Raw genomic sequence first — 24,942 nt, forward strand, 5'->3', positions numbered from 1 at the left:
GCGCTGATGGTAGGCAGGGCGACAGTTAACGTAAATTGAAAATCCATGATTATTTGATAATCTCAGGTTATCAATCGAATCAGGCCAAACCATGCCCAACGCCTCACTCATTCCCCAACTGCTGAACCGCCTGCGCATGCGGCAAGTGGCGCTCATCCTGGCTGTGGGTGAACACGGCACTTTGCGAAAGGCCTCCGCCGAGCTGGGCATGACGCAGCCGGCGGCCACCAAGATGATTCAGGAGCTGGAATCCGCGCTGGGCCAGCGCCTGTTTGAACGGGTAGGGCGCGGGCAAAAACTCACACCGGCCGGGGACAGCGTGCTGCGGTATTTCCGCGGCATGCGCGGTTCGGTCGAGTCGATGACGCGCGAGCTCGCTGAGTTGCGGCTGGGCGGCTCGGGCCGCGTGTCGGTGGGCAGCATCATGGCGCCGTCGCCCAACCTGTTGACGCACGCCATCGTCGCGCTCAAAAAGGCCTACCCGCTGCTGTCGGTCGACATCATGCTCGACACCAGTGACCGGTTGTTCGAACTGCTGCGCGAGGGCCGGCTGGACGTGGCCATCGGCCGCATCCGCGACGAGCACCGTGCCGACTACGCCTTCACCGCGCTGGAAAACGAGGCGCTGTCGGTGGTGGTGGGAACGCATCACCCCTTGGGGACAAAGAAGACCGTCCGGTTCGACAGCCTGCTGGACTACCCGTGGATACTGCAGCCCAAAGGCAGCCCCATGCGCGAGGTGCTTGAGCAGGAGTTCCGCATGCTGCAGGCACCGACGCCCAAGGGCCTGATCGAAACCGCGTCCATCCTCACCACCACCAACCTGATTGCCGAAACCGACATGGTGGGCGTCATGCCGCAGTCGATTGCCGACCACTACGCCCGCCATGGGTTGCTCAAGGTGCTGCCCTGCTTTATCCAGCACAAGATGGAAGCCTTCGGCAGCATCACCCGCAAAGACAGGCCGCTGAGCGACGCTGCGCGCTTCTTTTTGTCGGCGCTGCACGGATCGGCCTTGCAGGAAGAGCCGTCACACTGAGCTGGAGGGGGCCCGCGGCGCTTGAATGCTACTTATTTGATAGCTGCTTGCGCACGGCCAATAAGGGCTGGAGGCTGATTTTGTGCATAAATTGGCCGTGTCAGACTGGTTTTTGCGCCTCCGGGGCTCCTGTAACTGCCCGGCAGCCCGGAATGGCGGGATTTTTACTATAAAACAGCGCTGCAACCCTTATTGGTCGTGCGCAAGCAGCTATTAAATAGATAGCAATCGTCAAACTCGCAGGCTGCTGTTGGCGCGCTACTTTGCCGTTTGCCAGCCACCGCCCAGCGACTGGATCAGGGCCACCGCTGTGGTCTGCCGGTCTGCCATGGCCTGCACCAGCGCGCGGCGTGCGCTCAGTGCGGTGGCCTGGGCGGTGATGACTTCCGTGTAGCCCACCTGGCCGCTGCGGTAGCGGTTCAGCACCTGCTGCTCCACCTGGTCGGCGGCCTGCGACGCCTGGCGGCGCAGCTCCTGCTGGGTCAGCAGCACGCGGGTGGCCGAGAGCTGGTCTTCCACGTCCTGAAAGGCCGCCAGCACAGCCTGGCGGTAACGCGCCACGGCCTGCTGGTGCCCGGCCTCGGCACCCTCTACGCGGGCGCCGGTGGCCCCTGCATTGAAGAGCACTTGCGCGGCCGAGATGCCGATGGACCAGACACTGCTCGAGGCCTTGAAAAGGTCGGCCACCCGGCTGGCGCCCTGGCCCGCCGACGCACTCAGCGACAGGCTGGGGTAGTACGCGCTTTTGGCGATGCCGATTTGCTCGTTGGCCGACGCCACGCGGCGTTCGGCGGCGGCAATGTCGGGGCGGCGCTGCAGCAGCTCCGAAGGAATGCCCACGGGCACGTCGGGCACCGAAGGGTTCCAGGCGACGGGGGCGATCGAAAAGTTACCCGGTGCTTCGCCGACCAGCACCGCGATGGCGTGCTCCAGCTGGGCGCGCTGGCGCACCAGCCCGGCGTCGTCGGCCTGTGCGTTGGCCAGCTGTGTCTGGGCCTGCAACACATCGGTTTTGGCGGCAATGCCCGCGGTGTAGCGGTTCTGCGTGATGTCCAGCGCACGCTGGTAGCCTTCAATGGTGGTTTTCAGCAAGGCCTTTTGCGCATCCGTCTGGCGCAAGGACAAATAATTGGTCGCCAGCTCACCTTGCGCCGACAGTTTGGCCGATGCCAGGTCGGCGGCGCTGGCTTGCTCGCCGGCCTTCGCGCCGTCCACGCTGCGGCCCAAGCGGCCCCACACATCGGGCTCCCAGCTGCCGCCAATGCTCAGCTGGTAATTGTTTCCGACACGCCCGCCCGATGAGCTTCCCGTCGTTGAGCTGCTGCTACTGCTGCTACTGCCCGAACGGCTGGCGTTGCCGTTCAGTGAAACGGTCGGAAACAGAGACGCCCGCTGCTCACGCACCAGCGCGCGGGCCTGTGCATAGGTTGCCACGGCCACCGCGACGTTCTGGTTGGACACTTCCACACGCGATGCCAGCTGGTCCAGCACCGGATCGTTGAACAGCGACCACCAGGGCCCGCGCTCCAGGGCGTCCGCGGGCGCTGCGGGAACCCAGCCTTCAGCCTCCTTGTAGGTGCTGACGTCTACCGTGGTCGGGCGCTGGTAGTCGGGGCCTACCGCGCAGCCGCCGACGGCGATCACCAGTGCCGCACACAGCAGGCGAAGCTGAAAGCGTGAAAGGTGCGCGGAGCGGGTTTCAGAAAAGTGGTTCATGGCGGCGTCAGTCATTGCAGTTGGAGCGGGGCGCCGGGCGGCGGCATGTCGGCTTCGTCAGGGTGGCGGCTGAGCTGGCGCTCGGCCGGGCTGCGCCGGCGCAGCTTGTCCATCAGCACGTAGACCACCGGCGTGGTGAGCAATGTCAGCACCTGGCTGGCGATCAGCCCGCCGATGATGGCGATGCCCAGCGGGCGGCGCAGTTCGGCGCCTTCGCCAAAGCCGATGGCCAGCGGCAACGCGCCCAAAATGGCGGCCAAGGTGGTCATGAGGATGGGGCGAAAACGCAGCAGGCAGGCTTCGCGCACCGCCTCGACGGCAGAAAGGCCGCGGGCCCGCTCGGCCTCTAGTGCGAAGTCGATGATCAGGATGGCATTTTTCTTGACGATGCCGATCAGCAGGAAGACCCCGATCAGCGCGATGAGGGAGAAATCCAGCTTGAACAGCAGCAAGGCCAGCACCGCGCCCACACCGGCCGAGGGCAGGGTGGACAGCACCGTGATCGGGTGGATCAGGCTTTCGTACAAGATGCCCAGCACGATGTAGATCACCACCAGCGCCGCCAGGATCAGCATCGGCTGTTCGTTTTGCGATTGCTGCGCGTTGAGTGCCGTGCCTGCAAAACTGCCGCGCACGTTGTTGGGCAAGCGAATGTCGGCCTCCGCCTGGTGCACCGCCGCCTGGCCGTCGCTCAGCGTGCTGCCGTCGGCGAGGTTGTAGGAAACCGTGGTGGAAAGCTCGCCGTCTTCATGGCTGATCGAAGCCGCCGTGGGGTTTTCGCTGAACGTGGCAATCGCCGACAGCGGCACCATGGTGGTGGCTGAAGCGCTCAGGACCTGGCCGGTTGAGGAGTCGCGCAGGGATGGGTTGGCGACGGAAGTGGCTGTGGCCACCGTGGCCGCCGCTGCGGTGGAGCCGCCCGCGCTGCCTGTCGCGGCGGCAGCGGCCGTCGTGGCGGCGCTGCTGCCGGCTCCCTTGGCCGGTACGTAAATGTCTTTCAGTGCTTCCGGGCTTCGGGTATAGCGGGGCGCCACTTCCATGATCACGTGGTACTGGTTGAGCTCGGCGTAAATCGTGGCCACCTGGCGTTGGCCGAAGCCGTTATAGAGGGCGTTGTCCACGTCCTTTGAGCTGATGCCCATTCGCGCCGCGCTTTGCTTGTCGACAGTGACCATGGTTTCCACGCCGTTTTCCTGCTGGTCGGTGTCCACGTCGGTCAGCGCGGGCTGCAGTTTCATCTGGTCGGCCAGGCGCGTGGCCCACACGCGCAGGTCGGCGGCATTGTCGCTTTTGAGGGTGTACTGGTAAGTCGAATTGGTCTGGCGGCCACCGCCGCGCAGGTCTTGCACGGGGTTGAGGAAGAGGCTGACCCCCGTGACTTGCGCCAGCTGCGGGCGCAGCCGCGCAATCACGGCCTGGCCGGCGACGTCGCGCTGCCCCACAGGCTTGAGGTTGATGAACATGAAGCCTCCGCCTGCACGGGAACCGCCGGTAAAGCCCACCACCGTGTCCACGGCCGGGTCGGCACGAATGATGTCCACCAGCTGTTTGAGCTTGGACTGCAGCGCCTGAAACGAAATGCTGCGGTCGGCGCGCAGGCCGCCGTTGATCTGCCCGGTGTCTTGCTGCGGGAAGAACCCCTTGGGCGCCTTGACGAAGAGAAAGCCGTTGAGCCCGATCACGGCCAGCAAAATCAGCATCACCAGCAGCTTGCTGTGCAGGGCCCAGTCCAGGCTCACTTCGTAGCTGCGATGCACGCGGTTGAAGCCGCGCTCGAACCAGCGCGCCACAAAGGCAAAACGCCCGGATTTTTTCTGGTGCGCATCGGGCTTCAAGAGCCAGGCGCACATCATGGGTGTGGTGGTCAGCGAGATGACGAGCGAGATCAGCACCGCGGCAGACAGCGTGACCGCAAATTCCCGGAACAACCGGCCCACCTGCCCACCCATGAAGAGCAGCGGGATGAACACCGCCACCAGCGACAGGCTGATCGACAGCACGGTAAAGCCCACCTCGCGTGCGCCCAGCAGTGCGGCCTTGAAGCGGTCCATGCCGGCTTCGATATGCCGGCTGGTGTTTTCCAGCACCACAATGGCGTCGTCCACCACGAAGCCGGTGGCCACGGTGAGCGCCATCAGGCTCAGGTTGTTGAGGGAGAAGCCGAGCAGGTACATCACCCCGAAAGTGCCCAGCAGCGACACCACAGTGGCGACGGCCGGGATGATGGTGGCGCGGGCGCTGCGCAGGAAGGCGCTGACCACCAGCACCACCAGCACGATGGAGATCAGCAGCGTCACCTCGATCTCGTGCAGCGAGGAACGGATGGAGTTGGTGCTGTCGGACGCCACCTGCAGCTGCACATCCTGCGGCAGGGCGGCCTGCAGCTCGGGAATCAGGGCGCGCACGCCGTCGACGGTGGCGATCACGTTGGCGTCAGGCTGGCGCGTGACCAGCACGATCACGGCGGGTTCACCATTGAAAAGACCCAACGTGTTGATGTTTTCCACGCCGTCCTGTACCTCGGCCACGTCCTGCAGCCGGATGGCCGCATTGTTGCGCCAGGCCACCACGAGGTTGCGGTAGTCAATGGCCTTGAGTCCGCCGCTGGCGGTGTTGGAGCCTGAGTAGATCTGGAAGCGCTGCCCGTTGCCTTCGATGGCGCCCTTGGGCCGGTTGGCGTTCGACGCCTGCAGGGCCGCACGCACATCTTCCATGGAGACGCCATAGCGGTTGAGCGCAAACGGCAGCAACTCCACGCGCACAGCGGGCAGCGAACCGCCGCCGAGTTCCACGTCGCCCACACCCGGCACCTGCGCAATTTTTTGCTGCACGAGGTTGGACACCTCGTCGTAGATCTGGCCCGGTGAGCGCGTTTTGGAAGTGAGCGCCAGGATGATGACAGGCGCCGAAGCGGGGTTGGCTTTGCGGTAAGTCGGGTTGCTGCGCAAGGTAGCGGGCAGGTCGGCACGCGAGGCATTGATGGCGGCCTGCACTTCGCGCGCCGCCGCGTCGATCTTGCGGTTCAGGTCGAACTGCAGGCTGATGCGCGTCGAGCCTGTGCCGCTGTTGGACGTCATCTCGTTGACGCCTGCGATCACGCCGAGGCGGCGCTCCAGCGGCGTGGCCACGCTGCTGGCCATGGTGGAAGGGCTGGCGCCCGGCAGCGAGGCGCTGACCGAGATCACCGGAAAGTCCACCTGCGGGAGTGGCGAGACTGGCAGTACGAAGAATGCGGCTATGCCGGCGAGGGCCAGGCCTATGGTTAGGAGGACTGTGGCTACTGGGCGGCGGACGAAGGGTTCGGAGAGGTTCATGGGGGGGGGCCTCCCCCGCCCTTACTGAGTAGCCCATGCCCGTAGCCGTTCGGGCTGAGGTATCGAAGCCTTTCCTCCCTCCGTTCAGGCTGAGCTTGTCGAAGCCTTGCTTGTTCTGGCGTGGGGCTCTTTGCTGAGTCCTTCTGGCCGGGGGGTGCCCGGCGGCAAGTAACTTTTCTTTGCTTCGCCAAAGAAAAGTCACCAAAAGAAAGGCGACCCGCAGTCTGGGTCCTTACGCTTCGCTTCAGGCAACCTGCGGTGTCGCCTTTTCTTTGCTTACTTTCTTTTGGCGAAGCAAAGAAAAGTGAGTTGCCGCCGGGCAACCCCCGGCCAGCCACCCTCAGCAGAGAGCGCTCGGCGTGAAAGCAAGGAAGGCTCCTCACGCGAGAACCTCCTTCTTGCGCCCAAACCTCTGCCCCAACCGATCAAACGCCAAATAAATCACCGGCGTCGTAAACAAGGTCAACACCTGGCTCACAATCAAGCCGCCAAAAATTGCCAAGCCCAGAGGCCGCCGCAACTCAGCCCCTTCACCCCAGCCCAGCATCAAGGGAACAGCCGCAAACAGCGCGGCCAGCGTGGTCATCAGGATGGGCCGAAAGCGCAGCAGCGCGGCCTGGTGAATGGCATCCTGCGGTGACTTGCCCTGGTTGCGTTCGGCGTCGATCGCAAAGTCGATCATCATGATGGCGTTCTTCTTCACGATGCCGATCAGCAGGATGATGCCGATGATGCCGATCACCCCGAGGCCCGATCCGCTGATCATGAGCGCCAGCAGCGCGCCTACGCCGGCCGAAGGCAGGGTCGAAAGAATCGTCAGCGGGTGGATGTAGCTTTCATACAGTACGCCCAGCACGATGTAGACGCAAATTACGGCTGCCAGAATGAGCCACAGCTGGTTGGACAGCGACGCCTGGTAGGCGCCCGCCGCACCCAGAAAGGTCATGGTCACGCTGGCCGGCATGGCGATGTCTTTTGCGGCCTGCTTGATCTCGTCGACCGCCTTGCCGAGCGAAACACCGGGTGCGGTGTCAAAGCCCAGCGTGGTGGCCGGGTACTGGGCCACGCGGGTGACCTGCAGCGGAGCTGCCTGCTCGGTGATGGTGGCGATGGCCGACAGTGGTGTCGGCGTGCCCGAACCCGTTTTAAGCTGCAGCCCGCCCAGCGATGCCGGCGTACGCAACTGGTCGGGCATGGCCTCGAGGATCACGCGGTACTGGTTGGTCTCGGTGAAGATGGTCGAGACAATGCGCTGGCCGAACGCGCTGTACAGCGCATCGTCAATCGACGAAGTGGTGATGGCCAGGCGCGAGGCGGTGTCGCGGTCTACCGTGATATAGGCGCCGGCGCCTGTCGAACCAGCATCGGACGACACATTGCGCAGGCTTTCGAGCTGCCGCATGCGCTGCGTGAGTTTGTTGGCCCATTCCACCACGGTGGCATTGTTGGAGCCTTCAAGCGACACGCGAAATTGCGTGGGCCCGGTTTCGGCGTCGATGGTCAGGTCTTGCGTGGGCTGCAGGTACAGCGTCACCCCGGCCACTGCGGCGGCGCGGCGCTGCAGGCGGTCCATGGTTTCCTGCTGGCTGCCAGTGCGCTCTTTTTTCAGGTTGATCAGCATGCGGCCGGTGTGCAGCATGGTGTTGTTGGCCGCGTCCACACCGATGAATGAACTCAGCGTTTCGACGTCCGGGTCTTCGAGGATGGCTTTGGCCGTGGCCTGTTGCAGTGTGGCCATACGATCGTAGGACACCGATTGTGTGGTTTCCACGCGAGCCTGCAACTGGCCGGTGTCCTGCGTCGGGAACAGGCCTTTGGGAATCAACACATACAGCAGTACGGTGAGCAGCAGCGTGCCCAGCGCCACCAGCAACGTGGCGCCCTGGCGCTTGAGCACCCACGTGAGCCATACGTCATAGCGGGCAATGACCCCGTCAAAAAACCGCTGCAGCCGCGCACCCAGTGCAGGCGAATGATCTCCAGTCGAGCCAGAGCCGCGGAACCGGCTTTGCCGGGCCGCAGGCGCAGCGGCCCCCTCGGGGGGCAGCGAACCACGCGAAGCGGGGAGCGTGGGGGCTCTTCTTAGCCAGCGGGCAGACATCATGGGCACCAGGGTGAGCGAGACAACGGCGGAAATCAGGATGGTGATGGCCAGCGTGATGGCGAATTCGCGAAACAAGCGGCCGACCACATCGCCCATGAAGAGCAACGGAATCAGCACCGCGATCAGCGACACCGTCAGCGAAATGATGGTGAAGCCGATCTGCGTCGCACCCTTGAGGGCTGCGGCCATGGGCTCTTCGCCTTCTTCGATGTAGCGCGAGATGTTTTCGATCATCACGATGGCATCGTCCACCACGAAACCGGTGGCGATCGTGAGTGCCATCAGGCTCAGGTTGTTGAGGCTGTAGCCCAGCAGGTACATCAGGCCGCAGGTGCCGACCAGTGATATCGGTACAGCCAGGCTGGCGATCACGGTGGCGCGCAGGCTGTGTAAAAACGCAAAGATCACCAGTACGACCAGCAGCACGGCCAGCATCAGCTCAATCTCGACATGCATCACCGAAGCCCGTATGCCGGTGGTGCGGTCGCTCAGCACGTCCACCTTCAGGGCCGTCGGCAGGCCGGCTTGCAGCTCGGGCAGGCGTGCCTTGATGGCATCGACCGTGGCAATGACATTGGCGCCTGGCTGGCGCTGCACATTGAGGATGATGGCCGGTTTCAGGCTGGACCAGGCGCCGAGCTTGATGTTTTCCGCGCTGTCGACGACCTGTGCCACATCTGAGACTCGCACCGCAGCGCCGTTGCGAAAGGCAATGATGAGATTCTTATAGTCGGCTGCGGCAACCAGCTGGTCGTTGGAGTTGATCGAATAGGAGCGCGTGGGTCCGTCGATGCTGCCCTTGGCGCCATTGGCATTGGCGGCCGAGATGGCGGTGCGCAATGAGTCCAGCCCGAGGCCGTAAGAGGCCAGCGCACGCGTGTCGGCCTGGATGCGCACGGCAGGGCGTTGCCCACCGCTGAGCGACACCAGGCCCACGCCGTTGACCTGGCTGATCTTCAGGGCCAGCCGGGTGTTGACGATGTTTTGCACTTCCGTCAGTGGCATGGTGTCGGAGGTGATCGCCAGGGTCAGCACCGGCGCATCGGCCGGATTGACCTTGGCATAAACAGGCGGGGCTGGCAGGTCGGCTGGCAGCAGCGAGCCGCCTGCGTTGATGGCGGCCTGCACCTGCTGCTCGGCTACGTCCAGCGCCAGGCCAAGGCCGAACTGCAGCGTGACGATGGAGACGCCAGCCGCACTGGTGGAGCTCATGCGCGAGAGGCCGGCCATCTGGCCGAACTGGCGTTCCAGCGGCGCGGTCACGGTTTGCGCCATGACTTCGGGGCTGGCGCCGGGGTACAAGGTCTGCACCTGGATGGTGGGGTAGTCGACCTGCGGCAGCGCCGACAGCGGCAAAAACTTGAACCCGACGAGACCGGCCAGGACGATGGCCACCATCAGCAGCGAGGTCGCTACCGGGCGCAGGATAAAGGGGCGTGAGGGGCTCATAAGGAAACCTTCGTGCTTCGCACTGCGGTGCTATTCGCCTTGGGAGCGGCCCGGCGGCTCATAAGAAAACCTTCGTGCTGCGCACTACAGCGCTATTCGTCTTGGGAGCGGCCCGGTGACTCATGCGAAGCAATTCTGCCGTGCGGTCATTGCGCCGGCCGTTGGGCTTGGCCCCGGTTGTCCTTCATGCCTTGCCAGCGCGCCAAGGCGGTCGGGTCACCCTTGTCAATCTGCTCCAGGAAGCGCTTGCGGCGTTCCAGCGCCGCCGGGTCGTCCTTGACCTGGTCGAGCATTCGCTGGTGCTGTTCGGCCGTGGGTCCGGCGATGGAAGGCGGCGCGGCATTGGACTGCAGCGCTGCGGGAGCGGGCGCGGAAGATGCCGGAGCCGAACCTGTGGCCGGTGCGGCTGCGGGTGCGGGAGTAGCGGCGTCGGAAGCCGCACGGTGGCGCCCCGCTGCGGAAGCGCCGGCACCCGGTGCGCTGGCACCACGGCGCCTGCCGCCCATGCCCGCGCCTGGCGCATCGCCCGGCAGCACCACGCTGGCGCCATCTTTCAGGCGGTCGGCGCCTTCGGTGATGACGCGTTCGCCCGCTTTCAGGCCGGAGGTGATGACGATTTTTTCGGCGGTGGCCTGGCCGCGCTGCACAGGCCGCAGCGAGACAGTGCGGTCGGCATTGAGCACATACACATAGTCGCCGGTGCTGCCCAGGCGCACGGCGGTGACGGGCACCACCACGGCGTCTTCCAGCGTTTTGACCTGCAACTGCACATTGACGAACTGGCTCGGGAACAAGGTGAGCTTGCTGTTGGCAAAGCGCGCCTTGGCCCTGACGGTTCCGGTCGTCGTGTCGACCTGGTTGTCGAGCGAAGCAAACACGCCGGTGTCCAGCACGCTCGTGCGGGTGCGGTCCAGCGCGACGACCTTCATGGCCGTGCTGCCGCCGGCGTTTTGCTGCAGCTCGCCGGCCCGGTCTTGCGGAATGGAAAAGACCACATCGATGGGGCTGACCTGGGTGATCAGCGCAACGCCGTTGGCGTCGCTGTTGCTCACGACATTGCCGACGTCCACGGTGCGCAGGCCCACACGCCCGCTGATAGGCGCCACCACACGGGTGTAGCCCAGGTTGAGTCGCGCCGTGCCTTCGTTGGCCTTGTCGATGACGACTGTGCCTTCAAGCTGCTTGACGAGCGCTGCCTGCGTGTCAACTTCCTGCCGCGCAATCGAGTCCTGCTCCAGCAGGGTCTTGAAGCGCTGCAGCGTCACGCGGGCGCTGTCCAGCTGTGCCTCGTCGCGCTGGCGCTGGCCGACGGCCTGCATCAACGCCATTTCAAACTGGCGCGGGTCGATGGTGGCCAGCAGCTCGCCGGCCTTGACCATCTGGCCCTCCTTGAACAAAACCTTTTCCATCACGCCGGAAACCTGCGGGCGTACCCGAACGGTGGCCTGCGGCGTGACGGTGCCCAGGGCTTCCAGAACAATCGGAATGCTGGTTTTTTCGGCGGTGGCAACACCGACCGTTGTGGCCGGGGCACCGCGCCTGAAGGCACCAGGGGCGCCACCCGGGCCGCCGGCCGTGGGATCTGCGGAAGGATGGGTCAGGTGCCATGCCAGCCAGCCGGTGCCCGCGAGGGCCAGCAGGGCAATCACGCTGCCAATGATGGACGCGCGGCGGCTCAGTCGTTTCCGGGGTGGGATAGATAAGCCGCGTTCCGGCATTTCGACTTTCGGGTCCATCAGCTGTCCTTGTTGCCCGCCGCACCAGGCGGGCTGGTGCAGCTATTTTTGTGTTTGATGGGGATTCACGCGCTGAAAGACAGAGCCATCGAGTCCGTGTGTCGTCCGTCTGTCTGCGCCCAATAATTATCACTGCAAGCCCTCAGGGCGCTGATAAACCGCCTGAAAGCTGCGCGTAAATATCCGGTAAAGCGGCAATTGACCTACACGGCCGCAGGCGCGGCGGGATGTTGATCCGGGTTTTGCGATGCGCTATCTATTTGATAGCTGCTGGCGCCCTATTTGATTGGGCTGCAGACGGTTTTTGTTAGATTTTCTGGGTCAACCCAGCAGCGTGACCGTTTCGGCACTCGACGGCATGCCGTCGATGGCGCCGTGCTGCGTGACCGACAGCGCGGCTGCCGCGTTGGCCCACTGCATCGCAACAGGCAGCATCTCCCCGCGTGCCAGTGCGGCTGCCAGCGCGCCGGTGAAGGTATCGCCCGCGCCTATGGTGTCGCGCACAGCCATGGTGCGACCCGGCAGTGAAACAGGGGGCTTGTCTGTCTGGAAAAGCCTGCAGCCTGCGGCGCCCAGCGTGACCAGCACGGCGCGCACGCCGCTGCTGAGCAACTGCTGGGCTGCACCGTCTACCGAGCCGGCATGCGCCGCGCCGGCCAGCAGGCACAACTCGCTTTCGTTGGGCGTGAGCACGTCGACCAGCGCAAGCAGCTCGTCCGACAGCGGCCGTGCGGGTGCGGGGTTGAGCAGGGTGATGGCCCCGGCATCGCGGGCCAGCCGGAAGGCTTCCAGTGTTGCTTCGGCGGGCACTTCGCATGAGGCCATCACGACGCGGCAGCCCGCCAGCATCTGCTGCGCTGCCCGCGCATGCCGCGCGGTCAGGCCCGTTCCGGCGCCGGGGTACACGGCAATGCTGTTGTCTCCGTCCTCGTAGACAAGAATCTGCGCCACGCCGCTGCGTTCGCCCGCAGCCTGCTCGACGTGCGTGGTCACGATGCCTTCGCGCTCCCAGAGCTTCATGCCCATATGCCCGAAGTCGTCGTCTCCGATGCGGGCAATCAGCGCCACGCGCGCGCCCTGGCGCGCGGCAGCAACGGCTGCGTTGCTGCCCTTGCCGCCGGGGCTGATGTTGAAATCGGCGGCCATCAGCGTTTCACCGCGCGCGATGGGCCGCTGCACGCGCGAGATCAGGTCAGCGTTCCAGCTGGCAACGCAGACAACATCGGCATTCACGCGGTCGTTCATATGAGTGGCATCCGGGAAACATCAGGTCAAGCAGACGCCGCGGAACCGGCTTTGCCGGGCCGCTAGCGTCGCCCCTCGAGGGGGAGGCGCCGCAGGCGTTTCGGGGGGAGAGTCATTTTGCCGCGGAACCGGCTTTGCCGGGCCGCTGGCGCCGCCCCCTCGAGGGGGAAGCGCCGCAGGCGCTACGGGGGAGCTACTTGTACCCCATGGTTTGCGGCAACCACAGCACAATTTGGGGGAAACAAGTCATGGCCAGCAGCAGCAGCAGGAGCATGACCAGGAAAGGCCAGCCTTCTTTCATCATTTCACCGATGGGGATGCCGGTGAGGGCCTTGGTGACGAAAAGCAGCATGCCGAAGGGCGGATGGATCAGCCCGATCATCATGTTGAGCACCACCAGCACACCGAAGTGCACCAGGTCCACGCCCAGCAGCTTTGCGGCGGGCAGCAGCATGGGCACAAACACCAGCAGCAGCACTGACACGTCCAGGAAGCAGCCCAGCACCAGGAACATGACGTTGACCATCAGCAAAAAGCCGATTTGCGAGAAGTGCATGCTGTCGACCCACGTGGCCATGGACTGCGGCACACCCTCGGCCGTGAAGGCGTAGTTGAGCATGAAGGAGCCGGCCAGGATCATGGTGATCACCGCACTGGCGCGCGTCGATTCCATCACCACAACCCAGAAGCTGCGCCAGGTCAATGCGCGGAACGCCAGCGCTGCCAGGATCAAGGCATGCAGTGCGGCCACGGCGGCGGCTTCTGTCGGCGTGAAGATGCCCGAATAAATGCCGCCCAGCAACACGATGGGCATGGACAGTGGCAGCGCACCGCGAAAGATCAGGCCGGCCCATTCCGAGCGGGGCACTGGCTCGTCGCGCGGCATGTTGCGTTTTTTTGCAATGACTGCGACTACGCCCATCATCAGCCCGGCCATCAGGAAGCCCGGCACCACGCCGCCCAGAAAGAGCGCGCCTACCGAAGCGCCCGACACCAGCGCGTAGATCACCATGGGAATCGACGGCGGAATGATGGGGCCCAGCGTGGCGCTGGCCACCACAACGGCACCGGCAAAGCCGCGCGTGTATTCCGGTTTCTTCAGCATCTGGCGGATCGTGACCAGGCCGGGGCCGGCCGCATCGGCAATCGCGCTGCCGCTCATGCCCGAGAAAATCACGCTGACCAGGATGTCCACCTGCGCCAGGCCGCCGCGGAAGCGGCCCACCAGGATGCGGCAGAAGTCAAAAATCCGCTCGCTCACTGTGCCCGCATTCATGATGTTGGCGGCGAACACAAAAAGCGGCACGGCCAGCAGCACATAACTGTTGTAGAGACCGTTGCCGATCTGTTCGGCCACCAGGCCGATGTCCTGGCCCTTGACTGCGAGGTAGCCGATGCCCGCCGCGATCATCGAAAAGCCGATGGGCATGCGCAGCAGCATGCCGCCCGCCAGCACAAAAACCAATACCCAGATACCGCTCGTCATATGCGCAACTCCGCTTCAAGACCCACACCCCGGATCGCATTCCAGATCGCCCAGGCCGAGCGCACCGCCAGGGCGGCGAGCAGCAGCACAAAAGGCATGAAGACCCACTGGAAGGACACGCCCAGCACGGGTGTTCCCTCACGGGCCATGAAGTGAACGTAGTCCCAACAGCCCGGGATGCCCCATGCCGCAAGGCCGCCCACGAGCAGGTTGCCGGTGATGGCCATGACCTGCCGGCCGCGGTAGGGCATGCTGTTCCAGACCAGGTCGAACACCACGTGCTCGCGCTCCGGCACCACCACGGCGGCCGCCCACAGGATGACCCAGACATAGAGGATCACGGCTGCTTCGTCCGTCCAGGCCAGAGGCTTGTTGAAGGCAAAGCGTGCCGTGATCTGGATCACGAACACGATGAACAGGGTCAGGAAGAGTCCACCGCCAATCAGATTGGCGGTTTTTTGGAGCCAGCTTTTCATGGTTCTTTCAGGGTTCAGGGCACTCTGTTTGACTTACTTGGTGCTGTTGATGCGCTCAAGCAGGCCCTTGGGCCAGGCCTTGGCGTATTCCGAGTTCTGGTAAGTTGTTTGCACCGTCTTGCGGAAAGCATCCACATCCGGCGTCGTGACTGTCAGGCCCTCTTTCTTGAAAAACTCGACCAGCTGGCCTTCTTCCTTGATGCGGTTTTCGTTGTTGTAGGCTGCGGCAGCCTGTGCGGCCGCCTTGACCTTGGTTTTTTGCGCCGCGTTCATGGCGTTGTAGGCCTTGTTGGAAATGGCAATGAAGATGCCGTCCACCAGGTGGCTGGTCAGCACGATCTGCTTGGTCACTTCATAAAACTTGGCTGCGCGCACGGAGGGCAGGGGATTGTCCTGGCCGTCGATAGTGCCGGTCTTCAGGCCGAGGTAAACCTCGCCAAAGGCCAGCGGCGTGGGTGTGGCGCCCAGGGCTTCACCCAGAAACAGCCATTCCTTGGAGCCGGGCATGCGCAGCTTGACGCCTTTGAGGTCGGCGGGAACCTTGACGTCGCGCACTTCACGCAGATTGACCTGGCGCGTGCCGAGGTACACGGTGGACAGCGGTGTCACCTCCATCTTGTCGGCGACCAGCTTGAACATTTCCGTGCCGATAGGTCCGTTGAACACCTTTTGCTGGTGATCAGGGTCGCGCATGATGTAGCCGGCGGTGAAGATGGAGAACTCGGGAATCAGCTTGGCAATGTCAAAAGCGGAAATCGACGACAACTCCAGATTGCCGCGCGCCATGGCGGCGGGCTCGGTGCCCTGCTTGAAGAGCGATGCGTTCAGGTTGATCTGCACATCGAATTCGCCGGGCGCGCTCTTTTCAAGGCTCTCCTTGAAGACGGTCCACATCTTGGCGTGCCAGTCGTCCGGCACGGCCGGCGTTGAGATGCGCAGCAGCACCTTGTTCTGGGCCTGCGCCGCGGGGAGCAGGGCGCCCATCAGCAGCACGGCGGAAGCGCTAGCCAGCAGGCTGCGGCGGAAAATACCTTTGAGGGAAGCTGTCATGTTGTCTCCTGTTGTCGTTAAGTCGCGTGAAATTTTGGAAGCCATGCCGGGACAAAGCCCGGCGCGGCGTCACTCGGATTTTGTATTAATCCCGAAAGTGCCGATGGTTTTTTCCAGTGCGGTGTATTCATCAGGCGTTAAAGCCACCAGCGGAGCGCGTACGCGCAGCCAGGTTTTGTCGCCGCTCAACATGGCCATGATTCCCTTGAGTGCGGGCATCAGCGAATAAGGAGACAGCAGGCCGATCAGCTCGACCACGCGTTCGCGTTCGGCGGGCGTTGCCGCTGCGTCGGGCTCCGTGACCAGCCGCTTGACCAGGCGCGGCATGAAGTTGGCCAGGCCGCTGATGGCGCCGGTGCTGCCGCGGCGGCCCATTTCTGGAAGGTCGGGCTCAAAGCCGACGTACACCGTGATGTCTTTCATGAAGGCATTGGCCAGACCCACCGAGTGCTCGGTGTTGCAGGCGCTGTCCTTGATGCCGACGATAGTGTCGGGGTATTGTTTCTTGAGCGTGCTGATCACGTGGTGCGACAGCGGAACGCCCGTGACCTGAGGGATGTGATACAGGTACAGCTTGAAGGGTGTGCCGGCCATGCCGTCAATCACATAGCGGTAGCAGTCGATGATGCCCTGGTCGGACACGCCCTTGAGGAAAAACGGCGGCAGCATCAGGCAGCCGTGCACCCCGGCCTTGACGGCATGGCGCGTCAACTCCAGCGTTTCGGGCAAGGCGGCGCAGCTGGTCGAAACCATGATTTGCGCGGCCGCGATGCCGTTCTTGATGAGCTGGTCAATGGCTTCCTTGCGTTCAGCCAACGAGAAAGACGGGCCTTCGCCGGTGGTGCCAAAAGCCGTGACGCCGGGGCAGCCGCTGGCAATCAATTGCTTGCAGTGGGTGGCGAATTTGGCGTGGTCAATGCTCAGGTCGGCATTGAGCGGCGTGAGCAGGGCAGGCCAGATGCCGCGAAATGCGGCCTTAGAGGCTGCGGCGGGGGAAATCGTCATTCAAGGTTCTCCAAAGACCACGGCATATCGGGCCGCGGCAGTCCTAGCACACGTCGGTGCGCGCTTTCAATGTGGTGGCTCAGGCGTTCGATCACGGCAGGCGCGTCGCGCCGCTTGAGGGCTTCAATAAACCAGAGGTGCTCTTCCATGGCCGGAATCAGTACATCGGGTGACAGGGTTGAGCCTTCGAGCTTGATCAGGCGCACACGCAGGCTGTTGATGCGGTACACCTCGGAGATCAGCTCGTTGCCCAGTGCGTCGATCATCAGGTCGTGCAAGCCCCAGTCCACGGCAGTGGCGTCCTTGAGCAGGCTCGCGTCGATGGCTTTTTTCCGGGCACGCTTGACGATGCTCAGGTGCGCCTGTTCGATGGCTGCGAGGTCGGCGTCCGAGACCGTGGTGACAAAACGGCTCGCAGCCTCCCGCTCAAGCAGGCGGCGCAGCTGAAAAGCGTTGTTGATAAGCTTGAGGTCTACATGCGCGACCTGCAGGCCGCGTTGCGGCACGGTTTTGAGCAGGCCCTCGGCTTCCAGGCGCGGAATCAGTTCGCGAACGGCACCCAATGGCATGCCCAGCAGCTGCATCAACTCGCGCTGCGAGACAAACTGCCCAGGGCGAATGTTGGCATCGACAATTTGCTGCTGAAAGCTCTCATAGGCCTGCGCGCGCAGGCTGATGGGTGGGCTGTGGGACGCCGGCGCCGTGCTGCTCATGGTGTCTTTAGCTTGCGTCACTTGAAATAACGCCCTTGCGCAACAGGATGTTGCCGTATTTGCGCTGCTCGCCCGTCTGCACGATCAGGAAGGCGGCTTGGGCGCGCGCATAAAACTCAAAGCGCTCCAGCGTTGCGGCGGGCCGCTCGCCGGCCTGGCCAAGCAGCGCGGAAAATTCGGCGACCGCGGCCGGTACGGCACCGGCATCACCGACCACCTGCATCGTCCACGCCGCGTCGGGCGCATAGCTGTCCAGCGTCAGAAGTTGCAGCACGGCCTGTAGCGCCTGCGGCGACGTGGCAGCGGCCAGCTGCACCAGACGGGCGCCGCTGCGGGCCGCCACGGCCGTCGCCGGAAAGTTGGCGTCGACGATGGCCACGTCATCTCCGTGGCCCATGCTGGCGAGCCCGTGCAGCGCATCGGGTGTGAGCAGTGATGGAATATTTTTGAGCATATGGGGACTGCCGGTACCAATCGGGTCATGAACGGCCCGGATCCGCCCGGCTTTTCAGGCTGCGGGTTTCTCCGGGTTTGATAACTGACATGTTAGCTATAACATTGCTGAACTTTTATCAGTGTTTACCCGGAATCGGGAAGAGAAGCCTGCCTTTTTCCCCCGTTTACCTTTTGCCCCGCCAATTGATCGACGCCATAACTACCAGGAGACATGCCATGACAAAAACACTTCTACCGTGCATACGCACTGCCACCGCCTTTTCCGCCGCGCTGTTGTTCGGCCTGGCCGCGCAGGCGCAAACCATCCTGCGTTGGGGCGATGTCGTCGGAGGCAGCCATCCCCAGGTGCTCATGATGGACAAGGTCGCGGCTGATGTGAAGAAGCGCACTGCTGGCCGTGTCGAGATCCAGTCCTTCGCTAACGGCCAGCTTGGCAGCTCGCGCGACATGATCGAAGCCGTGGCCAACGGCTCGCAGCAACTGGTGACCGAAGGCGCTGCCAACTTCGGCGCGTGGATTCCCTCGATCTCCGTGACGGAAGCGCCTTACATCTGGCGCGACCCGCAGCACCTGATCAAGGCGCTCAATGGTCCGCTCATGGCGAGCTACAACGAACAGCTGGTCAAGGCCCGCGGCATGCGCATCCTGGGCGCGGTGTACTACGGAACGCGGCACCTGACGACCACCGACAAGCCGGTCAAGACGCTGGCGGACGTGAAGGGCATGAAGATCCGCGTGCCCGAGAACGATGTCTTCAAGGCCATGGCCGAGAGCTGGGGCGCCAAACCCACGCCCATGAACTTCAATGAGCTGTACCTGGCGCTGAAAACCGGCGTGGTGGACGGGCAGGAAAATCCGCTGCCCACCATCAAGGCCGGAAAATTTGGCGAAGTGCAGAAGTACATCGTGCTGACAGGCCATGTGATGACGCCGCGTCTCATCGTGGTCAACGATGCCGCCTGGCAGAAGATTCCTGCAGCCGACCGCAAGGCCGTGGAAGAAGCCCTGAAGGCCGGCATGAGCTGGGCTGATGAGCAGATCCAGGCGCAGGAAAAATCACTGCTTGATGAGTTCCGCACGGCGGGCGTCACCATCATCGAGCCCGACACCGCAGCCTTTCGTAAAGCCACGCTGGCCGTGGTGCCGCCAAAGTTTGAAGCCAAGTGGGGCAAGGGCACCTACGAGTCCATCGCCAATATGAAGTAAGGCGGCGGAATGATTTCTCTCAACAAGACCCGGCTGCTGGAGCGGGCGCTCGACACCACCGCCATTGTGCTTTTTGCGGGCATGTGCGGCCTGGTGCTGGCCCAGGTGGTCATGCGCAAATTCTTCGAGCCCCTGGTGTGGAGCGAAGAGCTGGCTCGCTATGTCTTTATCTGGGTGTCTTTCCTGGGCTGGACAATTGCCTGCCGAAAACGCTCACATGTGGCGGTCATGTTTGCGGCTGATCGCGCATCGCCGCTGGTGCGCACCGTGCTGGGCTGTTTTTCGGAGGTGGCCACCATCTTGCTGGCGGGCATTTTGATGTGGTACGGCACGCAGCTTGTGAACAACAACACCGACGTGGAAACCGTGACTCTCTTTTTCAACTACGCCGTGGTGTATGCCGTGGTGCCTTTTAGCGGCCTGATGATGGTGCTGATCTCGCTCGGCAGCCTGCGTCGCCGGCTGCAAGGCCATAACGAAGCCGTGGAGGTGCTGCTGTGATCACCGCCATGCTGATCATTCTGGGCATCTGGTTTGTGTCGCTTTTTACCGGCATGCCCATCTACCTTTCGATGGCGCTGGCCGGCGCTGCCTTTGTGTATGTGGCGGGCATCAACCCCATCGCCATTCCGCAAAAAATCACCAAGGCGGCTGACAGTTTTCCGCTGCTGGCAGCACCCATGTACATCCTCATGGGCAGCCTGATGAATTCCTCGGGCATCACCGTGCGAATCTTCCGTTTTGCCACGGTATGCGTGGGTTGGTGGAAGGGCGGGTTGTGCCATGCCAACATCCTGGGCAGCGTGATTTTTGCCGGTATGTCCGGCTCGGCTGTGGCGGATGCAGGCGGCATCGGCATCATCGAGATCAAGGCCATGCGCGATGCGGGTTACGACGGTGAAACGGCTGCGGCCATTACCGCGGCTTCAGCCACAATCGGCCCCATTATTCCGCCCTCGCTGCCGATGATTATTTATGGCGTTTCCGCTGAAACGTCCATTGGCGGCCTGTTTCTGGGCGGGGTCGTTCCCGGCCTGTTAATGGCGGTGGCCCTGATGGTCATGGTGCGCGCCATTGCCATCCGCAAGAATCTGCCGCGCGTGCCGTTTCCGGATCTGGCCGAAGTGGGCGCGGCTTTCAGGGGCGCTTTCTGGGCGCTGATGGCGCCGGTGGTGTTGTTCGGCGGCATGATGACCGGCTTTTTCACCGCGACCGAATCCGCCGCGGTGGCGGCCGTGTACGCCCTGGTGGTCGGCCTCTTTTATGCCGACTTCAAGGTGCGCGATATTCCCCGCATCCTGCTGGACACAGTAGAGACGACTGGCGTGTTGATGGCGCTGGTGATGGCCGCGTCACTGCTGGCGTATGCGCTGTCGCTGTCCCGCCTGCCGCAAGCTTTTGGCGCGATGCTGATTACGTGGACGGATTCGGGCCTGGTCTACATGCTGATGGTGGCGGTGCTGCTGCTGATCGTCGGCTGCTTCATGGAGGCGATCTCGGCCATGCTGATCCTGATCCCCATCCTGGTGCCGCCGGCCATCGCGCTGGGCATAGACCCGATCCAGTTCGGGCTGGTGGTGGTGCTGACGCTCATGATAGGCACCATCACGCCACCCGTCGGCATCGTGTTGTTCGTCACGGCGCGGGTGGCGGACCTGCCTTTTGAGCGGGTGTGCCGAGCGACCATGCCTTTCCTGATCCCGCTGGTGGCGGTGCTGCTGGCGATCATCGTCTGGCCCTCACTGACTACCGCCTTGCCGGCACTGATGAAATGACCTCCACGTCTTCCTCTCACACACCCAACCTCACACCGCTTAGGCTCGGGCTCGGCGGCGCGCCGCTGGGCAATTTGTTTTCACCCGTCAGCGACGAGGCGGCGAGGGCGCTGGTCGATGCCGCCTGGGCCGGCGGATGCCGCAGTTTTGACACCGCACCGCATTACGGCCATGGCCTGTCGGAGCGGCGGATGGGGGATGCGCTGCGCGGGCGGCCGCGGGACAGCTTCACGCTTTCCAGCAAGGTGGGCCGCATCCTGACCCCCGACGGGCATGCTGCAACGGCCCAGCACGGCTATGTCGACATCCTGCCTTTCAACCAGCATTGGGACTTCAGCACCGCAGGTACGCGTCGCAGCGTGGAAGACAGCCTTCAGCGGCTGGGCGTGTCGCGGCTCGACAGCGTCTACGTCCACGACCCCGACGCGCAGACCCATGGCGCCAACGCCGGCGCGGTGTTGCGCCAGTTGATTGATGAAACGCTGCCTGCGCTGCAGCAGCTGAAGCGAGAAGGACTGATCCGCGCTATCGGGCTGGGCACCAATGACGTCAACATCGTGCTGGACGTACTGCGTGAAGCCGAGCTGGATGTGCTGATGCTGGCCGGCCGCTACAGCCTGCTGGACCATAGCGCGCTGCCCGAGTTGTTGCCGCAATGCCTGGCACGCGGCGTGCGTATTGCGTTGGGCGGCGCCTTTAACTCGGGCATTCTTGCCACCGGCGCACGCGGCGGCAGGGCAACATTCAACTACGCGCCGGCTGAGCGCGAGTGGCTGGAGCGGACCGCAAAAATTGAATCGGTTTGCGATGCATTTGGCGTGCCGTTGCGGGCTGCGGCCCTGCAGTTTCCGCTGGCCCACCCGGCTGTGCACAGTGTGATGCTGGGTGCGCGCAAAGCCAGCGAATGGACCGATGCCGTGGCCATGATGCACTACGACATTCCGCCGGAGTTCTGGAATGCGTTGCGCACGCAAGGCCTGTTGCCCGCTGAGGTGCTGACGCCATGACCTCGTTCCCCCCGATCGACGCGCACTTTCATTGCTGGCAGCTTGCGCGCAATGACTACGGCTGGCTGACCCCGGCACTGGCGCCGATCTACCGCGATGTGGCGGTGAATGACTGGCAGGGGCAGTCTGCGCCGCATGGTGTACAGGGCGGCGTGCTGGTGCAGGCGGCAGCCACCGAAGCGGAAACGCATTTTTTGCTGACCCAGGCCGATGCGAACCCCCGCGTGCTGGGCGTGGTCGGCTGGGTGGACATGCTGGCGCCCGATGCACCTGCCCGCATCGAGGCGCTGGCGCGCCATCCCCGCCTCAAGGGCTTGCGCCCGATGCTGCAGGACATTGCCGATGCGCAATGGATATTGCAGCCCGAACTGGCGCCGGCCCTGCATGCGATGGTGGAGTGCGGCCTGGTGTTCGATGCACTGGTCAAGCCGGTGCACCTGCCGCATATCGTGACGCTGGCGCAGCGGCACCCCGATTTACGCTTGGTGATAGACCACGCCGCCAAACCCGACATCGCCGCGGGCCAATGGCAGCCCTGGGCGGACGACATGCTGCGCGTTGCCGGTGAAACACAGGCCTATTGCAAACTGTCGGGCCTGATGACCGAGGCCGGGCCGAATCCGGTTGCCGGCGCTGTCACGCGCTGGGGCAAGCGGGTGCTCAAAACCTTCGGCGCGCGCCGCGTGGTGTGGGGAAGCGACTGGCCCGTGCTGGAGCTGGCCGGCAGCTATGCGCAGTGGTGGGACGAAACGCAAGCTCTTCTGGCAACGCTCGATGTGGTGGATCGGGCGGCGGTCATGGGCGGCAACGCCAGGGAGTTGTACTGGCTTTAAAGCCGCTGGCTTTGAACTCTGTCTTTGCGCGCGGTCTTTAGAATCAGCCGATTGTTGTCCCTGAAAAGAGCATCGCGTGACCGAATCCTCCAACCCTTCTCACAGTCCGCTGCAGGTTTGCCGGGCCGACTATGGCAACCCGGTGCACGCAGCCGCTGTTGTGCAATTGCTCGACGCCTATGCGCAAGACCCGGCCGGCGGCGGCAAGCCGCTCAGCGACTTCGCAACGACACATCTCGTCAAGGAACTCGCCGCACGCCCGCATGCCTTCAGCGTGCTGGCTTTCATCGGCGACGAGGCTGTCGGCCTCATTAACTGCATTGAAGGTTTTTCCACTTTCGCCTGCCGCCCGCTCGTCAACATCCACGATGTGGCCGTGCTGCCCGGCCACCGTGGCCAGCGTATCGGCGAGAAGATGCTCGCGCTGGTAGACGAAATTTCACGCGCACGCGGCGCCTGCAAGCTGACACTGGAGGTGCTGCAAGGCAACCGCAGCGCCATCAAGCTCTATGAACGTATCGGTTTTGCCGGCTACCAGCTGGACCCGGCCATGGGTCAGGCGCAGTTTTTTCAGAAGTGGCTGGAGTGAGCGTACTTAGGACCTCGATCGCGACCTTCTGGCTCAATAAAATCCCTCCGTCGGCGAAAAACGGACATTCAATCCATGTCAAAAATCGAGAAGCTATGTGAGGCATATGAGCGGTTTGGTCAGGCAATTGCCGCCGTTCCAGACGACAAAGTGAAGAACCTATGCGAGATGAGCATGGGTGTCCGAGAGTTTGTAGCCAACGCGCAAAAAAATACCCCGAAGCCCACCCCATCACAAATCGCTGCAGGCTTGGAACAAGGGTGGCGTGAAACCCCAGAGCTGATTCAAGAAGTGGGTGCCGAGTGGAGGCTTTTGGTTTTCAAGGCGTGGCGCGACGCCACGTCACTTGCGTATCCGGAATTTCTGGCTACGGAGCAGCAGCGACTGCAAAAGGTGATCGAAAGAGGAAAAATTCGGACCGAAGCAGAGTTCTATCGGATACGCCACGAGGTAGACGTGCTTGAGGGGCAGTCTGAATCCAAAACTGAACTTCAGCGGCTGTACTCCATTATTGATGCTTACGAAGCTCGCTAGGTCGTGCTATCGCGATGTCCGCTTAGAGCCCAAGCAGCCTTCTTTTTCCGCTGACTACAGACTCACCTTCGCGGAGACGAACCTTCGCTCGCTCTTACGGCAGTTCGCTTGTTTTTCTCCTTCTTTCAGGAAGCCGGCCCAAGCACGATGGCTTTTTAGTCTTAGCCACGGAATGGAACATGAAACTTGACGGTTTGATCTTCTCCGCCCTCATCGGCGCGGTCGCCAGTGCGCGTTCCATGACGCCAATGGCCACCATCGCGGTGGCACGACTGTTAGGCCATCGCACGCCGGGGCGGCTTGCCTTGCTGGATCGCCCGCTGTTCAGTAACGGCGCCTTGGCCATGGGTGTGGGTGAACTGTTCGGTGACAAGATGAAGACCGCGCCTGACCGTACGGTTTTTGCGACTCCTGGCGCGCGTAATGAGCGCAGGCATCGCAGGCGCTGCATTGGCGCCCCGTGGCCGCGAGCAGGCTGGCGCTTTAACCGCGGTTGCAACCGCCGTACCGCTTGCCTACATAACGCTTGCAGGCCGCAAGCGCGCCATGGCACGCATGGGCCAGACCCGAAGCGGTTTGATTGAGGACGCGCTGATTGTTGCTGCCGGTGTGGCGGTTGTGGCGATGGCGGTCCGGCGGCAAAACGGCTTGTGATCGCATCGACCTGAGTTGTGCCAGATGACCGAATGCCATCCTCTTCCTCCATGCGCGTCTGCCGTGCCGACTACGCCGACCCTGTGCATGCTGCCGCGCTCGTAGACCTGCTTGATGTGTGCGCGCGTGACCCGGCAGGCGGTGATCATCCCTCAGTGATTTCGCCAAAGACAACTTCGTCAAAAAGACTCGCCGCAGGCCCGCAGGCCCGCAGGCCCGCAGGCCTTCAGCGTGATTGCGTTCACCGGTGTGCGGGCTGTTGGTCTCATCAACTGTATTGAAGGTTTTCCACCTTCGCCTGCCGCCCGCTAGGCAACATCCATGACGTGTCCGCACGGCCCAGTCGTTGCGGCCAGCGCATCGGCGAGAAGTTGCTTGCACTGGTGGAAGCGATTGCGCTTAAACGCGGCGCCTGCAAGCTGACGCTGGAATCCTTGCAGGGCAACGTTGGCGCCATCAAGCTTTATGAACGAATAGGTTTGGGGGCAGCTAGACCCCCGCGATGGGGCTGACGCGCTTTTTTCAGAAGTGGGCGGAGTGATGCGCCCGGAAAGC

Annotated in this window: 21 protein-coding genes; 10 read left to right on the forward strand and 11 right to left on the reverse strand. The window is 63.2% G+C overall.

Annotated elements, in window-relative coordinates; all coding sequences use genetic code 11:
* Positions 1 to 91: 91 nt before the first annotated feature.
* The gene (locus ABI546_RS21955) at positions 92 to 1,039 is read left to right on the forward strand and encodes a LysR family transcriptional regulator (protein ID WP_348050236.1); all 948 of its coding nucleotides are present in this window, start codon (positions 92 to 94) and stop codon (positions 1,037 to 1,039) included.
* Between the two features lie 258 nt (positions 1,040 to 1,297).
* On the opposite strand, the gene ABI546_RS21960 is transcribed toward ABI546_RS21955, so the two are convergent.
* The 11 genes from ABI546_RS21960 to ABI546_RS22010 form a co-directional block, all read right to left on the reverse strand.
* Positions 1,298 to 2,755 (reverse strand): efflux transporter outer membrane subunit, encoded by a 1,458-nt coding sequence (locus ABI546_RS21960; protein ID WP_348050238.1) that lies wholly within the window; start codon positions 2,753 to 2,755, stop codon positions 1,298 to 1,300.
* 11 nt (positions 2,756 to 2,766) lie between these two features.
* On the reverse strand, positions 2,767 to 6,069 hold the full coding sequence (locus tag ABI546_RS21965) for an efflux RND transporter permease subunit (RefSeq protein ID WP_348050240.1): 3,303 nt from the start codon (positions 6,067 to 6,069) through the stop codon (positions 2,767 to 2,769).
* Between the two features lie 379 nt (positions 6,070 to 6,448).
* On the reverse strand, positions 6,449 to 9,622 hold the full coding sequence (locus tag ABI546_RS21970; protein ID WP_348050242.1) for an efflux RND transporter permease subunit: 3,174 nt from the start codon (positions 9,620 to 9,622) through the stop codon (positions 6,449 to 6,451).
* 146 nt (positions 9,623 to 9,768) lie between these two features.
* Positions 9,769 to 11,358, reverse strand: a complete 1,590-nt coding sequence (locus tag ABI546_RS21975) for an efflux RND transporter periplasmic adaptor subunit (RefSeq protein WP_348050244.1) — start codon at positions 11,356 to 11,358, stop codon at positions 9,769 to 9,771.
* A gap of 321 nt (positions 11,359 to 11,679) precedes the next feature.
* A complete protein-coding gene (locus ABI546_RS21980; RefSeq protein WP_348050246.1) occupies positions 11,680 to 12,603 on the reverse strand; it encodes a ribokinase in 924 nt (307 codons plus the stop codon).
* 193 nt (positions 12,604 to 12,796) lie between these two features.
* Positions 12,797 to 14,089, reverse strand: a complete 1,293-nt coding sequence (locus ABI546_RS21985) for a TRAP transporter large permease (protein ID WP_348050248.1) — start codon at positions 14,087 to 14,089, stop codon at positions 12,797 to 12,799.
* Positions 14,086 to 14,565, reverse strand: coding sequence for a TRAP transporter small permease (locus tag ABI546_RS21990; protein ID WP_348050250.1), 480 nt, complete (start codon positions 14,563 to 14,565; stop codon positions 14,086 to 14,088). The genes ABI546_RS21985 and ABI546_RS21990 overlap by 4 nt, the downstream gene beginning before the upstream one ends.
* A gap of 33 nt (positions 14,566 to 14,598) precedes the next feature.
* Positions 14,599 to 15,615: a sialic acid TRAP transporter substrate-binding protein SiaP gene (locus ABI546_RS21995; protein WP_348050252.1), complete on the reverse strand. Its 1,017-nt coding sequence runs from the start codon at positions 15,613 to 15,615 to the stop codon at positions 14,599 to 14,601.
* A gap of 69 nt (positions 15,616 to 15,684) precedes the next feature.
* Complete coding sequence (locus ABI546_RS22000) at positions 15,685 to 16,620, reverse strand: dihydrodipicolinate synthase family protein (RefSeq protein ID WP_348050254.1); 936 nt, start codon at positions 16,618 to 16,620, stop codon at positions 15,685 to 15,687.
* On the reverse strand, positions 16,617 to 17,333 hold the full coding sequence (locus ABI546_RS22005; RefSeq protein ID WP_348050256.1) for a GntR family transcriptional regulator: 717 nt from the start codon (positions 17,331 to 17,333) through the stop codon (positions 16,617 to 16,619). Before ABI546_RS22005 ends, ABI546_RS22000 begins: the two co-directional genes overlap by 4 nt.
* Before the next feature lie 7 nt (positions 17,334 to 17,340).
* Complete coding sequence (locus ABI546_RS22010; RefSeq protein ID WP_348050258.1) at positions 17,341 to 17,787, reverse strand: RbsD/FucU domain-containing protein; 447 nt, start codon at positions 17,785 to 17,787, stop codon at positions 17,341 to 17,343.
* Between the two features lie 218 nt (positions 17,788 to 18,005).
* Between ABI546_RS22010 and ABI546_RS22015 the strand changes: the two genes are divergently transcribed.
* The 9 genes from ABI546_RS22015 to ABI546_RS22055 all read left to right on the forward strand — a co-directional run bounded on the left by ABI546_RS22015 (position 18,006) and on the right by ABI546_RS22055 (position 24,899).
* Positions 18,006 to 18,995 carry a sialic acid TRAP transporter substrate-binding protein SiaP gene (locus ABI546_RS22015; RefSeq protein ID WP_348050260.1) on the forward strand — a complete coding sequence of 330 codons (990 nt, stop codon included), beginning with the start codon at positions 18,006 to 18,008 and terminating at the stop codon, positions 18,993 to 18,995.
* A 9-nt stretch (positions 18,996 to 19,004) separates the two neighbouring features.
* Positions 19,005 to 19,496 carry a TRAP transporter small permease gene (locus tag ABI546_RS22020; protein ID WP_348050262.1) on the forward strand — a complete coding sequence of 164 codons (492 nt, stop codon included), beginning with the start codon at positions 19,005 to 19,007 and terminating at the stop codon, positions 19,494 to 19,496.
* Positions 19,493 to 20,770 (forward strand): TRAP transporter large permease, encoded by a 1,278-nt coding sequence (locus ABI546_RS22025; RefSeq protein WP_348050264.1) that lies wholly within the window; start codon positions 19,493 to 19,495, stop codon positions 20,768 to 20,770. The genes ABI546_RS22020 and ABI546_RS22025 overlap by 4 nt, the downstream gene beginning before the upstream one ends.
* Positions 20,767 to 21,777, forward strand: a complete 1,011-nt coding sequence (locus tag ABI546_RS22030) for an aldo/keto reductase (RefSeq protein WP_348050266.1) — start codon at positions 20,767 to 20,769, stop codon at positions 21,775 to 21,777. The genes ABI546_RS22025 and ABI546_RS22030 overlap by 4 nt, the downstream gene beginning before the upstream one ends.
* Complete coding sequence (locus ABI546_RS22035; protein WP_348050268.1) at positions 21,774 to 22,610, forward strand: amidohydrolase family protein; 837 nt, start codon at positions 21,774 to 21,776, stop codon at positions 22,608 to 22,610. The genes ABI546_RS22030 and ABI546_RS22035 overlap by 4 nt, the downstream gene beginning before the upstream one ends.
* Before the next feature lie 76 nt (positions 22,611 to 22,686).
* Positions 22,687 to 23,199, forward strand: coding sequence for a GNAT family N-acetyltransferase (locus ABI546_RS22040; protein WP_348050270.1), 513 nt, complete (start codon positions 22,687 to 22,689; stop codon positions 23,197 to 23,199).
* A gap of 75 nt (positions 23,200 to 23,274) precedes the next feature.
* On the forward strand, positions 23,275 to 23,733 hold the full coding sequence (locus tag ABI546_RS22045; protein ID WP_348050272.1) for a hypothetical protein: 459 nt from the start codon (positions 23,275 to 23,277) through the stop codon (positions 23,731 to 23,733).
* Positions 23,734 to 24,156: 423 nt separating this feature from the next.
* The gene (locus ABI546_RS22050) at positions 24,157 to 24,387 is read left to right on the forward strand and encodes a hypothetical protein (protein WP_348050274.1); all 231 of its coding nucleotides are present in this window, start codon (positions 24,157 to 24,159) and stop codon (positions 24,385 to 24,387) included.
* 326 nt (positions 24,388 to 24,713) lie between these two features.
* Positions 24,714 to 24,899 (forward strand): GNAT family N-acetyltransferase, encoded by a 186-nt coding sequence (locus ABI546_RS22055; RefSeq protein ID WP_348050276.1) that lies wholly within the window; start codon positions 24,714 to 24,716, stop codon positions 24,897 to 24,899.
* Positions 24,900 to 24,942 lie beyond the last annotated feature (43 nt).

The organism is Polaromonas sp. (assembly GCF_039932935.1).
Taxonomy (GTDB): Bacteria; Pseudomonadota; Gammaproteobacteria; order Burkholderiales; family Burkholderiaceae_C; genus Polaromonas.

Bases quoted from the DNA above. Each gene is read 5' to 3' on its own strand.
- ABI546_RS21955 (WP_348050236.1), top strand. From the start codon at position 92: ATGCCCAACGCCTCACTCATTCCCCAACTGCTGAACCGCCTGCGCATG.
- ABI546_RS21960 (WP_348050238.1), bottom strand. From the start codon at position 2,755: ATGAACCACTTTTCTGAAACCCGCTCCGCGCACCTTTCACGCTTTCAG.
- ABI546_RS21965 (WP_348050240.1), bottom strand. From the start codon at position 6,069: ATGAACCTCTCCGAACCCTTCGTCCGCCGCCCAGTAGCCACAGTCCTC.
- ABI546_RS21970 (WP_348050242.1), bottom strand. From the start codon at position 9,622: ATGAGCCCCTCACGCCCCTTTATCCTGCGCCCGGTAGCGACCTCGCTG.
- ABI546_RS21975 (WP_348050244.1), bottom strand. From the start codon at position 11,358: ATGGACCCGAAAGTCGAAATGCCGGAACGCGGCTTATCTATCCCACCC.
- ABI546_RS21980 (WP_348050246.1), bottom strand. From the start codon at position 12,603: ATGAACGACCGCGTGAATGCCGATGTTGTCTGCGTTGCCAGCTGGAAC.
- ABI546_RS21985 (WP_348050248.1), bottom strand. From the start codon at position 14,089: ATGACGAGCGGTATCTGGGTATTGGTTTTTGTGCTGGCGGGCGGCATG.
- ABI546_RS21990 (WP_348050250.1), bottom strand. From the start codon at position 14,565: ATGAAAAGCTGGCTCCAAAAAACCGCCAATCTGATTGGCGGTGGACTC.
- ABI546_RS21995 (WP_348050252.1), bottom strand. From the start codon at position 15,615: ATGACAGCTTCCCTCAAAGGTATTTTCCGCCGCAGCCTGCTGGCTAGC.
- ABI546_RS22000 (WP_348050254.1), bottom strand. From the start codon at position 16,620: ATGACGATTTCCCCCGCCGCAGCCTCTAAGGCCGCATTTCGCGGCATC.
- ABI546_RS22005 (WP_348050256.1), bottom strand. From the start codon at position 17,333: ATGAGCAGCACGGCGCCGGCGTCCCACAGCCCACCCATCAGCCTGCGC.
- ABI546_RS22010 (WP_348050258.1), bottom strand. From the start codon at position 17,787: ATGCTCAAAAATATTCCATCACTGCTCACACCCGATGCGCTGCACGGG.
- ABI546_RS22015 (WP_348050260.1), top strand. From the start codon at position 18,006: ATGACAAAAACACTTCTACCGTGCATACGCACTGCCACCGCCTTTTCC.
- ABI546_RS22020 (WP_348050262.1), top strand. From the start codon at position 19,005: ATGATTTCTCTCAACAAGACCCGGCTGCTGGAGCGGGCGCTCGACACC.
- ABI546_RS22030 (WP_348050266.1), top strand. From the start codon at position 20,767: ATGACCTCCACGTCTTCCTCTCACACACCCAACCTCACACCGCTTAGG.
- ABI546_RS22035 (WP_348050268.1), top strand. From the start codon at position 21,774: ATGACCTCGTTCCCCCCGATCGACGCGCACTTTCATTGCTGGCAGCTT.
- ABI546_RS22045 (WP_348050272.1), top strand. From the start codon at position 23,275: ATGTCAAAAATCGAGAAGCTATGTGAGGCATATGAGCGGTTTGGTCAG.
- ABI546_RS22050 (WP_348050274.1), top strand. From the start codon at position 24,157: ATGAGCGCAGGCATCGCAGGCGCTGCATTGGCGCCCCGTGGCCGCGAG.